Consider the following 14822-nt stretch of genomic DNA (forward strand, 5'->3'; position numbering starts at 1 on the left):
AAATCCGCGGGCGAGCGCTCGACGCCACTCGGCTGCGCGATACTCCGTCAGGAGATCAGGCCGAGTTCGCGCACCGCTTCGCGCTCGGCGACGAGTTCGGCGACGGAGGCGTCAATCCGTTCGCGCGAGAACGCGTCGATCTCGAGTCCCTCGACGATCTGCCAGGAACCGTTCGCGGCGGTCACAGGGAATGAGGAGATGAGCCCTTCGGGCACCCCGTATTCGCCCCGCGACACGACCGCGGCGCTCGTCCAGTGCGACGATGCCGATTCGCCGGTGCCCAGCACCCAGTCGCGCGCGTGCTCGATCGCGGCATTGGCTGCAGAGGCGACGGAGGATCCGCCGCGCACCTCGATGATCTCGGCGCCGCGCTGGGCGACCCGCTCGATATAGGCGCCACGGGCCCAGGCAGCGTCGACCGATTCGAGTGCTGCCGCACCGCGCACGGTTGCGTGGCTAAGGTCGGGGTACTGCGTGGCGGAGTGGTTGCCCCAGATGGTGACGCCCTCGACTTCTGCGACCGGCGCCGACGCCTCGGCGGCGAGCAGCCCGACAGCGCGGTTGTGGTCCAGGCGCGTGAGCGCGGTGAATCGGTCGGCGGGCACATCTGGCGCGTGCTGCTGCGCGATCAGCGCGTTGGTGTTTGCCGGGTTGCCGACTACGACGACGCGCACGTCATCAGCGGCGCCGGCGTTGATCGCGGCACCCTGCGGCCCGAAGATCGCGCCGTTCGCCGCGAGCAGGTCACCGCGCTCCATGCCGGCGGTGCGGGGGCGCGAGCCGATGAGCAGCGCGAGGTTGGCGCCGTCGAACGCGGTGTTCGCGTTGTCGGTGATCTCGACCCCGGCGAGCGTCGGGAAGGCGCAGTCGGCGAGTTCCAGCGCCGCCCCCTCGGCGGCGCGTATGCCCTGCGGAATCTCGAGGAGACGAAGCGACACGGGCCGGTCGGGGCCGAGCAGGTCGCCGGCTGCGATCCGGAACAGCGCGGCGTAACCGATCTGGCCGCCGGCGCCGGTAAGCGTGATGGTGACGGGTGCGTGCGTCATGACGGTCCTATCGGCGATCGAAGGTGCGGGGGTCGGGGCCGAAGTTCGTGCCGGCCTCGAAGCTGTCGAAGACGGCGATCTCGTCGGCGCTGAGCTCGAAGTCGAAGATGTCGGCGTTTTCGATGAGTCGTTCGCGGCGCAGCGTCTTCGGGAAGATGACGCGACCCTGCTGCACGTGCCAGCGCAGCACAGCCTGGGCCGGGCTCTTGCCGTGGGCCTGGGCGATCTCGATGAGCTCGGGGCGCTCGAAGAGGTCGGACTTGCCCTGCGCGAGCGGCGCCCACGCCTCGATCACGATGTTGTGGGCGGCGCAGAACTCGGCGAGTTCGCGGCGCTGGTGCAGCGGGTGCAGCTCGATCTGGTTGACCGCGGGCACGACCCCGGTTTCGTCGATGAGCTGCTGCAGGTGCTCGACCTCGAAGTTCGAGACACCGATGGCCGATGCCCGGCCCGACTCCGCGATATCGATGAGGGATCGCCAGGCGCCGACCGCCTCGCCGAACATGGGCTGCGGCCAGTGGATCAGATACAGGTCGACGCGGTCGAGCTGCAGCCGGTCGAGGCTCTCCTGGAACGCGTCGGCGGCGCGCGTCTGATCGGTGTTCCAGAGCTTCGTGGTCACGAAGACGTCGTCACGGTTGAGCCCGCTCTGAGCGATCGCCTGCCCGACCTCGGCCTCGTTGCGGTACAGCGCGGCGGTGTCGATGTGGCGGTAGCCGAGGTCGAACGCGGTGCTCACGACGTCCACGGTGTCGGCGGGTTCGACGAGGTAGACACCCACGCCGAGCTGCGGGATCGCAGTGCCCGAAGAAAGCGGAACGTTCGGAATCGAGAGTGCAGGCATGGGACCCTTTCGTTTCGACGCGAGGTGCCGGGCGGTCGATTCCGCGCGGCGCGACCGCGGCCAGTCTACGCCCGGACACCTGAGTGGGGGTCAGCGCCGTGAACACTGCGTAAACGGGGAACGAATAACGGGCTGTTCAGGAACTTTTCGTTTTCGCGGCCGGATTTGCGGTGCGACGATGAGCGTCATGAGCCCCGAAATCCTCATCCTGATCCTGGTGATCGTCACGGCCATCGGCTTCGACTTCACCAACGGATTCCACGACACCGGCAACGCGATGGCGACCTCGATCGCCACCGGCGCACTCCGCCCGAAGACGGCGGTGACCATCTCGGCCATGCTGAACCTCGTCGGCGCGTTCCTCTCTGTCGAGGTCGCCGCGACGATCACGAAAGATGTGCTGAAGATTCAGACCGAAAGCGGCGCGCTGGTCGAGGGGCTCTCTCCGGAAACCGCAATGATGATCATCTTCGCTGGCCTCGTGGGCGGCATCCTCTGGAACCTCATCACCTGGCTGCTCGGGCTGCCGAGCAGCTCCTCGCACGCGCTCTTCGGCGGACTCATCGGTGCGGGCATCGCGGGTATCGGCGCGGCCGGCGTCAACTGGTCGGGGCTCCTCGCAAAGGTCATCGTTCCGGCTTTCCTGTCCCCCGTAATCGCGTGCGCGGTGGCCGCGGTCGGCACCTCCCTCGTCTACGCGCTCACGAAGCGTGTGTCGGGAGCCCGCCGCGAGCGCGGCTTCCGCTGGGGTCAGATCGGTACGGCGTCGCTCGTGTCACTCGCGCACGGCACCGGCGATGCACAGAAGACGATGGGCGTCATCGCACTCGCGCTGATCGCCCACGGGTCACTCACGACCGAGGGCATCGAGCAGAACGGCCTGCCGGTCTGGATCATCGTCGTCTGCGGTGTGGCGATCGCGCTCGGCACCTACCTCGGTGGGTGGCGGATCATCCGCACACTCGGCAAGGGGCTCGTCGAGATCGATTCACCCCAGGGCATGGCAGCCGAGGCCTCCTCCGCCGCGATCATCCTGACCTCGTCGTCGATGGGCATGGCCCTGTCCACCACGCACGTTGCAACGGGATCGATCCTCGGTTCCGGTGTCGGCAAGCCGGGAGCGCAAGTGCGCTGGGGCGTCGCGGGCCGCATGGCGACCGCATGGCTCATCACCATGCCCGCCGCGGGCCTCGTGGGCGCGGTCTGCTTCTTCATCGAAAACGGCATCGGCCGTCTGCCCGGGGCCCTCACCGTGTTCGCGATCCTCATCATCGCCTCGGTGTGGATGTACCTGCGCAGTCGTCGCCAGCGCGTCGACGCGTCCAACGTCAATGAGGAGTGGACCGGCGACGTCGTTCCCTCCACTGACCCGGCCCCCGCGGCCAACTGATCACGGAGCCCCTCATGGACATTGATTTCGCAGCCATCCTGCTCTCTGCGCTCCGCGTGCTCGGCATCGGCCTAATGCTCGGTGCGGGGCTCCCGGCGATCTTCGCCATCGCAATGCACCTGCAGGCGCGCGGTGCCGGCGACGTGACGGTCGACGCGTCGGGCACGGTCACAGCGTCAGGCCCCCGCAATCCGGCGCTTTCCGCACTCGCGATCGTGCTGTTCGCGTTCGTCATCTGCGCGGTGATCGCGGGCGTGCTCTTCATCACGCGGCACAGCCTGCACCATTACTTCGGCATCACCCTGTTCGGAGGCTGACATGGGCGACAGCATCATCACCGCGGTCCTGCGCTGGCTGCGCGCCGGCTACCCGGAGGGAGTGCCGCCGCAGGACTTTTTCCCTCTCCTCGCGCTGCTGCGTCGCACGCTTTCGGACGAGGACTTCGCGCGCATCACAGAGCGCCTTGCCGGTGAGGAGACCCCGGTCGCCGAATCGGACATTCGCGACGCCATCGCGCACGTCACCTCTGAGCCGCCGAGCGAGGACGCGGTGCGCCAGGTCGCCGCGCGCCTCGCCTCTGCGGGCTGGCCGCTGAGCGGCGGGGCCCTGCGACTCGCCGACCTCCCGGCAGCCGATCTGCCGGCTGCCGACCTGCCCGATGACGGTGGCACTGCGGCGTCGGGCGATCCGGCGCCCGCGGAAGCGGCCGAACTCGAAGAGGATCGCCGCAGTCTCGTGCAGCGCGTGCTCGACTGGCTGCGCATCGGCTACCCCGAGGGCGTGCCGAGCGCCGACTTCATTCCGTTGCTCGCTCTGCTGCGCCGCCGGCTCTCCGAGGAGGAGATCACCGAGGTCGCGCAGGCGCTGCAGCTCGAAGCCGGCGACGACGGTGAGATCTCGTCGATCGACGCCCGTGTGGTCATGAGCCGCGTGCTCAACGACCTGCCCTCGGAGGAGGATCTGGCGCGGGTGCGCGAGCGCCTCGAGCGCGTGGGCGTCACGCTCGTCTGATTCACCGCTCCGCGCGGGATAATAGAGGGACCATGACGCTCCCCCCGCTCAGCATCACGTTCCCCGAGGAGCTGCCCGTCTCGCAGATGCGCGACGAGATCTCGGACGCCATTCGATCGCACCAGGTGGTCATCGTCGCGGGCGAGACCGGCTCAGGCAAGACGACGCAGCTGCCGAAGATCGCTCTCGCCCTCGGCCGGGAACGCATCGCACACACGCAGCCCCGCCGCATCGCAGCGCGCACCATCGCGGAACGCGTCGCGGAGGAGCTCGGCTCCGAACTCGGCGGGCTGGTCGGCTACCAGGTGCGCTTCACCGACCAGGTCTCTGCGGAGACGCGCGTGCGCCTCATGACCGACGGGATTCTGCTGAACGCGATCCACCGCGACCGCGACCTCACGGCCTACGACACGATCATCATCGACGAGGCGCACGAGCGCAGCCTGAACATCGATTTCCTGCTCGGCTATCTGAAGACGCTTCTCCCGAGGCGGCCCGACCTCAAGGTCATCATCACCTCGGCCACGATTGACCCCGAATCCTTCGCGCAGCACTTCGCCGACGTCGATACGCGCGAGCCCGCTCCCGTCATCGAGGTGTCGGGGCGCACCTTCCCTGTTGAGATTCGTTATCGGCCGCTCGTCGAGCGCATCGAGCGGCCCGACCCAAAGGGCGGCACCCCGAAGATCACAACCGTCGAGCGCGACCTCTTCGACGGTATCGGCGACGCGGTCGACGAACTCGCGAGGGAGGCTCCCGGCGACGTCCTGGTGTTCCTCTCGGGCGAGGCCGAGATCCGCGACGCCGCTGACGCACTGCAGGGTCGACTGCGCGGATCCTCCCGGTCCGCGCGAACCGAGATCCTGCCGCTCTACGGGCGCCTGAGCGCCGCCGAGCAGCACCGCGTCTTCGAGCGCGGTGCGGGCGGCAACCGCCGCATCGTGCTCGCGACCAACGTCGCCGAAACCTCGCTGACGGTGCCCGGCATCCGCTACGTCATCGACGCGGGCACCGCGCGCATCTCGCGCTACAGCGCGCGCAGCAAGGTGCAGCGTCTCCCCATCGAGGCCGTGTCGCAGGCGAGCGCGAACCAGCGCTCCGGCCGTTCAGGGCGTACGAGCCCGGGTATCGCGATCCGTCTGTACTCGGAGGAGGATTTCGCGTCGCGTCCCGAGTTCACCGAGCCCGAGGTGCGGCGCACCGGGCTCGCCTCGGTGATCTTGCAGATGCTCGCGCTCGGCCTCGGTGACATCGCTCGCTTCCCGTTCCTCACTCCCCCCGACCAGCGCGGCATCGCCGACGGGCTCGGGCTGCTGACCGAGCTCGGGGCGGTCGAGGCCGCCCGAGCTTCGCGGTCGGGCGGCGGCGCGCGCGGGCGGGGCGACCGCGGTCGCGGCAGGAGCGGCGACGGCACCGGCGGCGAGCGCGGCGGCACCCATCGCATTACGAAGATCGGGCGGGAGCTCTCCCGACTGCCACTCGAGCCGCGCTTCGCGCGCATGGTACTCGAGGCGCGGCGCCACGAGGTGGTACCCGAGGTGCTCGCTATCGTGGCCGGGCTCACCATTCAAGACGTGCGCGAGCGCCCGCAGGCGGAGCGCGGCCGGGCCGATGAGCTGCACGGCAGGTTCTCCGACCCCCAGGGCGACCTGATGACGCTGCTGAACCTGTGGCACTACCTGCAGGAGCAGCAGCGCGAGCTGTCGTCGAGCGCGTTCCGACGGCTCTGCAAAGCGGAGTACCTGAACTTCTTGCGCGTGCGCGAGTGGATGGATCTGTACCGACAGATCGCGCGCATCGCGAAGCTGCCGCGCGATCGCACTGCGGCAGAGGCGACCGGTGGCTCGGGCGAGGCGATCCATCGCTCGGTGCTCGCAGGTCTGCTGTCGCAGTTGGGCGTGCGAGATGACCGGCAGGATCGCACGGCCCCCAGCCGCGGCCGCTCGGCCGCGGGCGCGGTGAAGCGCAAGCCCGCGCAGGAATATCTGGGGTCACGGGGCACGCGCTTTGTGCTCTACCCGGGCTCGGTGCTCGCGAAGCGTCCGCCCGAGGTGGTGATGAGCGTCGAACTCGTCGAGACATCACGGCTGTTCGCGCGTGCGAACGCGGTCGTCGACCCGGCGTGGGCCGAAGAATTGGCGGGGCCGCTCGCGAAGCGACAGCTCTCAGAGCCGCACTGGGAGAAGAATCAGGGGGCGGCCGTCGCGTACGAGCGCGTCACCCTCTACGGCGTCGCGATCGTCGACCGCCGCCGCGTGCAGCTGGCGCGGTACGACCAGGGGCACGCCCGCGAACTCTTCATTCGCCACGCCCTGGTCGATGGAGAGTGGGACTCTCCGCAGGCCTTCGACCGCGCGAACCGGCAGCTGCGCCGTGAACTCGAGCAGCTGGAGGAACGCACCCGCCGCCGCGACATCGTGGGCGACGACGAGGCGATCTTCGAGTTCTACGACGCCCGTGTTCCGGCAGACGTGGTCTCGACGCGTAGCTTCGAGGGGTGGTGGAAGCAGAAGCGCGCCACCGACCCGCAGTTCTTGCATCTGCGTCGCGAAGACCTCATCGAAGACGAGACCGACGCCGTCGATGAGCAGGAGTTCCCGAAGCAGTGGACGCACGGCGATCAGACGCTGCGGCTGCGCTATCGGTTCGACCCCACCGCAGACGATGACGGCGTGACGGTCAACGTGCCGCTTCCGCTCCTGCCGAGGCTCGAGGGATCCGACTTCGAGAAGCTCGTGCCCGGTCTGCGTCAGGAGCTCGTCACCGCACTCATCAAGACGCTGCCGAAGGCGATCCGCAAGCACGTCGTGCCGGCGGCCGACTGGGCGCGCACGCTGCTCGCCACGGTCGGCCCCCAGCTCGACGCCCCCGTGGCCCCCGGGGCCGCCGCACCTGCGCTGACCGCGCTCCTCGCCACCGAGATCACACGACGCACGAGCGTGCCGGTCTCCCCCTCCGACTTCGACGCCGAACGCCTGCCGAGCCACCTCACCCCGACGTTCCGTGTCGTCGATGGGCGCGGTCGCACCGTTGGAACCGGCAAGGATCTCGGCGAGCTGCAGTCGAAGCACAAGGAGCAGGCCACCCACGGCGTCGCGAAGGTCGCCGCCGCGGCGCTGCCGAAGAGTGACCTCGAGCGCACGGGCGCGACGACCTGGACGTTCGGCGACATTCCGCGACACGTCGACTCGGCGTACGCCAAGGGACGCGGCGGAGTGGGAGCGGGCGTGGTGCGGGCCTATCCCGCGATCGTGGATCGTCGCACCTCGGTCGACCTCGCTCTCGTGGCCGACGAATCCGAGCAAGCCCGGATCTCGCGCCGCGGCATCCGGCGCCTGCTCGTGCTGAGTTCACCGTCGCCCGCCTCCTACGTGCGCGACCACCTCTCGAACCAGGAGAAGCTGCTGCTCGGCGCTGGGCCGTACCGCTCACTCGATCTCGCGATCGCCGACGTGTCGCTCGCCGTGGCCGACCGCATCATTCGACGGCACGCGCCCGACGGGCTCATCTGGACGGCGACCGCCTTCGAAGCGCTCGCCGACGACTATGCGCGATCCCTCATCGATGACATCTACGGCGCCATCGCGCTCGCCGCGCGCGTGCTCGACGGCGCGCGTCTGGCTCGGAAGGCGATCGACGGCGCGAAGTCGATCCAGGTGCTCGGTCAGGTTGCCGACGCCGCGAAGCAGATCGACGGGCTCGTCTTCGACCGGTTCGTCTCGGTGACCGGCCTTGCGCAGCTCGAACGCGTGCCCGTCTACCTCGAAGCGCTCCAGCAGCGCATGCGGGGTCTCACCGAGAATGCCGGCCGCGACCGAACCTGGCAGAACGACGTCGACCGCGCCCTGATCATGTACTCGGAGGCGGGGGGCACGATCCCGCTGCCGCCCGACGCCCCGCAGCGCCTCCATCGCGCCCGCTGGTTGATCGAAGAGCTGCGCATCAGCCTCTTCGCGCAGCAACTGCGCACGGCGGAGCCGGTATCACTGCAGCGCATCCAGAAGGCTCTGCGCGACGGCTAGCGCGCGGCGGCCCACTCCGGGTTGACCGCGATCGCGCTGACCCGAAGATCGCGGCGCGGAATGTCGAAGTCGCTCACCGTGAGTTCGATGCGCGGTGCACCGCCGGCGACATCGGCACTGAAGATCGCCAAGCCATCGAGGCGGTCGAACGATGACCCGCGACGCCGCTGCACGAACTCCTCATCGGCCGCAACTCCGTACACCCGGTCGCCGATATGGTCGAGGACCCCGCTGTCGGTACCCACGACCGGCCAGAACCCGTCACCGAGGGAATCGCGAATATCGCTGATAGGAATCGCGTCGACCGACTCGGAGTCGGCAGTGACGGGAGCCGCCCAGAGGGTGCTGTCAATCGCCCAGTAGGCGGTGCCCTCGCTGATCCAGAAGGTCGACGGAGTCGTCCAGGTCAACGCCTGCGGGTAATGAATCTCGATCTCGCGCGGTACATCGTCCCCCTCGCTCCACGCGCGCAGCACCTGACGCGAATCCGGTGCGCCCCAGACGTGGCCGAGCCCGAACACCGTCCCGGAGTCGCACGCCAGCGCCTCGACATCGTCGAACACCCCGAGACCCGGCATGCTCACGGTGGCGGGGGTCAGCTCGGTGATGAGCGGGCGATCGTCGGGCGCATCAGCATCGGTGTCGACACCGCTCATCGGCGTCTCCGCATCGCGCACGAAGACCGGCGCCCCATTGCAGACGGTGAGTCCCGGGGTCCCGTATACGGCCTCCGCGTTCTCGATCGTGCCGTGCTCAGCATCGATGAAGGACACAATGCGCTCTTCGACGGCGGAAGACGACCAGACGACAAAGCCGTCATCGGTGGCGACGCGACGGCTCTCCGTGCGATTGGCCGTCGACGCCGGAAGCGGGAGCGCCGCGAGGTCGTGGGCACGCAACAGGTACTCCGTGTCGCGGCTCCCCGTGCTGAGCCCGTGCTCGGACCAGGCGATTCTGGCCTGCTCGAACCCGCGCTCATCGACGCGCACCGATCGGGTCTCCCCGGTCTCGGCGATCAGCGTGAGATACGACACATCTCGCGCCTCGAGCCGGAGCGCCACGACCGCATCTTCGATGCCGAAATCGTCTGAGATGTTCGGAGCTTTGAGATAACGGATGAGAGGCGGCATGCCGAAGATCGAGCCCAGCACCGCGAGCACCACGACCCATGCGAGTGCAGATCGCCACGCACGTCGTGTCCGTGACAACTCGCGATGCTGACTCGACGCCCGCCGCCGCTGCTCGCGCACTGCTGGGGTCAGCGGGCCGACTCGGTGAGCACGCGCCGTGCCTCGTGCACGAGCTCGGGCTCGGTCACGAGGTCGTACCGCGTCGCGACCATCTGCATGACCGACGAGAAGTCTCGGCGGTTGCGATTCATGGCGTACGAAAGCACACCGAACAGCATGCCGAAGCCCGCACCGATCACCACGGCGGCAACGAAGACGCCGAGAATCGCGCCGTTGTCCGGCTGGAATATGAACAGCAGGAGGCCGAGGAAGAGACCGAGGTATGCCCCCGAGAGCGCCCCCATCAGCGCCACGCGACCGTACGTCAATCGGCCGGTGACACGCTCAACGCTGCGGACGTCGTTGCCGACGATGCTGATCTGCTGCACCGGAAAACTCGCGCGGGCGAGCACGTCGACGGCATGCTTCGCGTCTTCGTACCGGTCGTAGGTCGAGACGATGTCGCCCTTGGGAATCTCGGGCACCATCGGGAGACGCGACGATCGGATGGGTCCACCAGGAGAGCTCATACCCCCGATTCTCCCATTTCAACCGGCTGCGCGCCCATGGACCCGCGAAACTGGGGCGAATTCGAGGTGAGTTCAGCTGTGCGCGTACGAGACGACGGCCTGCGGATACCCATCGACCGGCAACGAGCGGGTATCGAGCGTGTCCACTGAGACGAGAGTGATGCCGTCCCACCCCTCGTTCCGCGTATTTCCCCCGGCGACGGCAGCGAAACGGGTACCGTCGACGGCGGTCCACACCGCGACCGTCTCGTGCGGCACGTCGAGAGGCACGATGCGCTCTTCGCCGCTCACGACATCGAGCAGCGACAGGTTGGGCGATCCGGTTGCATTGCCGAACGACCCGGTGCCGACGGTCAGCAGCAGATCACCGTCGAGCGCCGTGCCGTGCGCGTGAGAATCAGCAGCGCTGGCGATCGTCGACATTCGCCCGGTGCGGGGATCGAGCCGGACGACGACTTTGCCCTGGTACGGCAGCAGGACCGACCCGTCAGCGGCGACCGCACCGTAGTGCGGCTTCTCCCAAGAGGCGAGGTCGCCCTCGGTGCCGAACGGCGCAACCGTATGAGTCGCAGCCTCGAGCGTTTGCGCATCGACCACGGTGACCGTGAATCCGTCGTGGTCGACGGTGGCGGCCCAGCTGCCGTCGGGAGCGACCAGCACGTCGAACGGGCGCAGTCCGACCGGCACCGCAGCGATGAACTGCTCGGTGACGACATCGAACACCTCGAGGAAGTATGTTCCGTCGACTGACGTCGTCGCCACGTACACCCGAGCACCACCGGGGGCATCAATCGGAGAGACGGCCAAGCCCAACCCACCAGCACGGTACTCGCCGACTCCGAGGCGGTCGGCGGAGTGCTGGAAAGGGATGAGGGCGGTACGCGCCAGGGAGTCGAGGTCGATGACGGCAAGGCCCTCAGCGGTTGCCGCGTACCCGGTGGTACCGTCGTCGGCGACGCCCACGCCCCAGGGGGCAGCGCCCACGGTGATGCGCTGCACCGCGGATGCGTCGGGCTGCGAGGGGTCGATGATCGCGACCGCATCGGTGTGCGCGAGTGACGCCAGCAGCAGCGAAGACTCCGTTTCGGCCGCGGGCGTCTCCGGTGGCGCCGGATCCGCCTGAACGGAAGGCTCCGATGGTGCCGCAGGAGTCGTGCGCGGTTCGGGGGCGCACCCTGCGAGCAGGAGCGCGGCCGCGAAGACGCCGATCGCGATGACAGCGGTCAGCAGTCTGCGACGCTCACAGGGCCGCGAGGAAGAAGCAGTCATGTTTCCAGTGTCGCCGCGGCTCTCGATGAGCGCCTCAACCGATCGATGGATCTCGATGCGCCGCGCACCAGCACGGTGCGGTGTTCGCGAGGCGTTGCGTTGCACTGCGTTGCACTGAGTTGCACGAACGAAAATGAGCCCCGGTCACGAATGGGGTGAGACCGGGGCCCTGCGGCACATCGACGCCGTCAAGTGGGGGAGGATGTCGATTTCGATGTGCCGATATCGGGTGAGCGTTGTGCCGCGCATCCGACGTTGAAATTTTAAAATGAAAAACCCCAGCGTTTCAGATTCGGTGATATACATTTGTTGCTGTGGGCGGAGGCACCTGAACCCCGGGTGAACATGCACGCCGACTTCGCCGAGTAGAGCACCCCTGCGCACCGGGAGCGGTACCGTAGGAGGGTGAGTACTTCAAGGGTCTTCGTCGGTCGGCTCGCTGGGCGCGGCGTCTTCGACCCGGTCGGCGATCGCATCGGAAAGGTGCGCGACGTGCTGGTCGTGTTCCGCGCCGCGAGCGCCCCGCGCGTCGTCGGCTTGATTGTGGAGATTCCGGGCAAGCGCCGCGTATTCGTGCCCATCGGCCGAGTGACGTCGATCGGCTCGGGGCAGGTCATCACTACAGGACTGATCAATGTGCGGCGATTCGAGCAGCGCGGTGGCGAGACTCGCATGATCGCGGAGCTCATCGGCCGCGATGCCCAGTTGGCCGGCGAACAGCCGAGCGGCGCACCGCTCTCTGCCCGCATCGAAGATGCCGCGATCGAACGCTCGCGCACGGGTGAGTGGCTCGTCTCCGAGGTATTCGTGCGACTTCCCAAGCCCGCCGCGCCCTTCAGCCGCGGTGACGCGCGCATCGTGCGCTGGTCGGAGCTGCAGTTCCCGAGCGACGCCGAAGGCACGCGATCGGCCGAGCTCCTCATTCAAACGATGGTTGATCTCAAGCCTGCCGATCTCGCCGAAGCGCTGCTCGAGCTGCCTCAGGCACGCATGATCGAGGTCATCGAGGAGCTCGCAGACGAGCGCGTCGCCGACGCACTCGAAGAGATGAGCGAGCAGGATCAGCTCGAGCTTCTCGCCCTGCTCCCCGCAGATCGAACCGCCGACGTGCTCGATCAGATGGAGCCCGACGATGCCGCCGACCTGATCTCCGCGCTGCCCGCCGCCCAAGGCGCCGAACTGCTCGATCTGATGGAGCCGGAAGAAGCCGAAGACGTGCGCCGCCTGCTCGAGTACGACGCCGACACCGCCGGTGGTCTCATGAGCCCCGCTCCGATCGTGCTGGCCGCAGAATCGAGCGTCGCCGAAGGCCTCGCGATGATTCGTCGCGCCGAGATCTCACCAGCGATGGCATCCGCGGTCTACGTCACCCACCCCCCGTATGAGACGCCGACCGGCGAATACATCGGTCTGGCCCACTTCCAGCGCATGCTGCGGTTTCCGCCCCATGAGCGCATGGCGTCCCTGCTCGACGCCGAGATCGAGCCCGTGACCGTGCACGCCAGCGCGGCCGAGGTCTCTCGCCGACTCGCCAGCTACAACCTCGTCGCGCTCCCCGTGGTCGACGATCAGCAGCGGCTCGTCGGGGTCGTCACGGTCGACGACGTGCTCGATCACCTCCTCCCCGACGATTGGCGCCACGCAGACGACGACGCGCACACCCCGGTGCAGACGCCCCCCACACGTTCGGCCGCGAGCTCGGCCGCGGAGACGCGGCGATGAGCTTCTTCAAGCGTGGCGACGGCCTCGACGCACCACTCGGGCTCGCTGGCCGAGTCACGCCCCGATCCGATGACGGCAAATCGGGCCAGAGCGAACGATTCGGGCGTTGGACCGAGAGCATTGCACGCGGCATGGGAACCCCGTGGTTCCTCTTCGCGCTGACGGTCGTCTGCGTCGCGTGGTTGGCTTGGAACACGTTCGGGCCCGAAACCTACCGCTTCGATTCCGCCGCGCTCGGCTTCACTGCGCTGACGCTCATCCTGTCGCTGCAGGCCTCATACGCCGCTCCCCTGCTGCTGCTCGCGCAGAACCGCCAGGACGACCGCGACCGCGTGCAGATCGAGCAGGATCGTCAGCGCGCCGAGCGCAACCTCGCCGACACCGAGTTTCTCGCTCGCGAGGTCGTCGCGCTGCGGCTGGCGCTCAAAGACCTGCCCGACCGCGACTTCGTGCGGGCCGAGTTGAAGTCGCTGCTCGCCGAACTCGCCACCGAAGACGATATCGACGACACCGGTGAAGCGCCAGACGTCCTGCCCCGGACCATCGACTCTGCCGTTCAATCGGAATCCGAATCCGAGTCCGAACGATGAACGCCCGCCCGGCTCACGGTGCGGCTCGAGCGGTCTGGGAGGCGCTGGATCGCGTTCGAGACCCTGAGATCCTGCGCCCGATCACCGAACTCGGCATGGTGCAGGCCGTCGAGGTCGACGCAGCGGGTCGTGCCCGCGTGGAGATCCTGCTCACCATCGCCGGATGCCCCGCGGCACGGCGCATCGAAGCCGATACGCTCGCAGCCGCGAGTTCCGCGACCGGCGTGACCGATGCCGAGGTGATCGTCGGTGTCATGAGCCGCGACGAACGGCAGCAATTCATCGAGCGCGTGCGCGGCGATCGCGGCACGCGTCCGCAGCAATTCGGCCCTGAATCGCTGACCCGCATCATCGCAGTCACCAGCGGCAAAGGCGGGGTCGGCAAATCATCGCTGACCGCAGGCATCGCCGTCGCGCTCGCGGCGCGCGGCCTCGCGGTCGGCATCGTCGACGCCGATGTCTTCGGATTCTCGATTCCTGGTCTGCTGGGGCTCAGCCGTGACGGGCGCACTGAGCAGCCGACCCGCGTCGACGACATGATTCTGCCCCCAGTCGCACACGGGGTGAAGGTGATTTCGATCGGCATGTTTCTCGGTGACGCCGACCCGCGCACGACCGCCGTGTCCTGGCGCGGGCCGATGCTCCACCGCACGATCGAACAGTTCTTGCGCGACGTCTGGTTCGGCGATCTCGACGTCTTGCTGCTTGATCTGCCCCCCGGCACCGGCGATATCGCCATCAGTGTCGGTCAGCTGCTCCCCCAGGCCGAAGTGCTGGTCGTGACGACGCCGCAGGAGGCCGCAGCGGATGTCGCCGTGCGCAGCGCGCTCGTCGCTCGGCAGACCGGTCAACGAGTCATCGGGGTGGTCGAGAACATGGCGGGTCTCGCACAGCCCGACGGCACCGTGCTCGACCTCTTCGGCAGCGGCGGCGGCGCCCTCGTCGCCGATCGCCTGAGCGACGCGGAGCACGGTACGGTGCCGCTCCTCGGCAGTGTGCCGCTCAGTGCAGAATTTCGTGCCGGCGGGGATGCCGGCACGCCTGCGGTACTCGAACTCCCCGGCGATCCTGCAGCAGCTGCCGTGATCAGCATCGCCGATGCCATCAGCGCATCGGGGCGCGGACTCGCCGGAAAGCCTCTCGGCATCAGCGTGCGCCCCTGACGAAGC

General features: G+C 68.2%; 12 protein-coding genes. 7 read left to right on the forward strand and 5 right to left on the reverse strand.

Annotated elements, in window-relative coordinates; genetic code table 11:
- Positions 1 to 47: 47 nt before the first annotated feature.
- Both ACZF5Y_RS10205 and ACZF5Y_RS10210 read right to left on the reverse strand, forming a co-directional pair.
- Positions 48 to 1046, reverse strand: coding sequence for a malate dehydrogenase (locus ACZF5Y_RS10205; protein ID WP_497532555.1), 999 nt, complete (start codon positions 1044 to 1046; stop codon positions 48 to 50).
- Positions 1047 to 1053: 7 nt separating this feature from the next.
- Positions 1054 to 1890 carry an aldo/keto reductase gene (locus ACZF5Y_RS10210; RefSeq protein ID WP_497532556.1) on the reverse strand — a complete coding sequence of 279 codons (837 nt, stop codon included), beginning with the start codon at positions 1888 to 1890 and terminating at the stop codon, positions 1054 to 1056.
- Positions 1891 to 2077: 187 nt separating this feature from the next.
- Between ACZF5Y_RS10210 and ACZF5Y_RS10215 the strand changes: the two genes are divergently transcribed.
- From ACZF5Y_RS10215 to hrpA, 4 genes are read left to right on the forward strand one after another with little or no spacing between them, the layout of a single operon-like run.
- Entirely contained in the window at positions 2078 to 3280 is a 1203-nt protein-coding gene (locus ACZF5Y_RS10215; RefSeq protein WP_497532557.1) for an inorganic phosphate transporter, read from the forward strand.
- 14 nt (positions 3281 to 3294) lie between these two features.
- Positions 3295 to 3597, forward strand: a complete 303-nt coding sequence (locus tag ACZF5Y_RS10220; RefSeq protein WP_497532558.1) for a hypothetical protein — start codon at positions 3295 to 3297, stop codon at positions 3595 to 3597.
- 1 nt (position 3598) lies between these two features.
- Entirely contained in the window at positions 3599 to 4291 is a 693-nt protein-coding gene (locus tag ACZF5Y_RS10225) for a DUF3349 domain-containing protein (RefSeq protein ID WP_497532559.1), read from the forward strand.
- Between the two features lie 32 nt (positions 4292 to 4323).
- Positions 4324 to 8313 (forward strand): ATP-dependent RNA helicase HrpA, encoded by a 3990-nt coding sequence (gene hrpA / locus ACZF5Y_RS10230; protein WP_497532560.1) that lies wholly within the window; start codon positions 4324 to 4326, stop codon positions 8311 to 8313.
- Here the strand turns inward: hrpA and ACZF5Y_RS10235 are convergent.
- The 3 genes from ACZF5Y_RS10235 to ACZF5Y_RS10245 form a co-directional block, all read right to left on the reverse strand.
- Positions 8310 to 9521: a hypothetical protein gene (locus ACZF5Y_RS10235; RefSeq protein ID WP_497532561.1), complete on the reverse strand. Its 1212-nt coding sequence runs from the start codon at positions 9519 to 9521 to the stop codon at positions 8310 to 8312. The two genes, hrpA and ACZF5Y_RS10235, sit on opposite strands and share 4 nt — an antisense overlap.
- Positions 9522 to 9571: 50 nt before the next feature.
- A complete protein-coding gene (locus ACZF5Y_RS10240) occupies positions 9572 to 10072 on the reverse strand; it encodes a YflT domain-containing protein (protein WP_239684034.1) in 501 nt (166 codons plus the stop codon).
- Positions 10073 to 10144: 72 nt separating this feature from the next.
- Positions 10145 to 11341, reverse strand: coding sequence for a YncE family protein (locus ACZF5Y_RS10245; protein WP_497532562.1), 1197 nt, complete (start codon positions 11339 to 11341; stop codon positions 10145 to 10147).
- A gap of 405 nt (positions 11342 to 11746) precedes the next feature.
- On the opposite strand from ACZF5Y_RS10245, the gene ACZF5Y_RS10250 reads away from it, so the two are divergent.
- Genes ACZF5Y_RS10250 through ACZF5Y_RS10260 form a run of 3 tightly spaced genes read left to right on the forward strand, consistent with a single transcriptional unit; the run spans position 11747 to position 14816 of the window.
- Complete coding sequence (locus ACZF5Y_RS10250) at positions 11747 to 13063, forward strand: magnesium transporter MgtE N-terminal domain-containing protein (RefSeq protein WP_497532563.1); 1317 nt, start codon at positions 11747 to 11749, stop codon at positions 13061 to 13063.
- Positions 13060 to 13653, forward strand: coding sequence for a DUF1003 domain-containing protein (locus ACZF5Y_RS10255; protein WP_497532564.1), 594 nt, complete (start codon positions 13060 to 13062; stop codon positions 13651 to 13653). The genes ACZF5Y_RS10250 and ACZF5Y_RS10255 overlap by 4 nt, the downstream gene beginning before the upstream one ends.
- Entirely contained in the window at positions 13650 to 14816 is a 1167-nt protein-coding gene (locus tag ACZF5Y_RS10260) for an Mrp/NBP35 family ATP-binding protein (RefSeq protein ID WP_497532565.1), read from the forward strand. Before ACZF5Y_RS10255 ends, ACZF5Y_RS10260 begins: the two co-directional genes overlap by 4 nt.
- Positions 14817 to 14822: the final 6 nt, after the last annotated feature.

The organism is Leucobacter sp. WKLB1 (assembly GCF_059696215.1).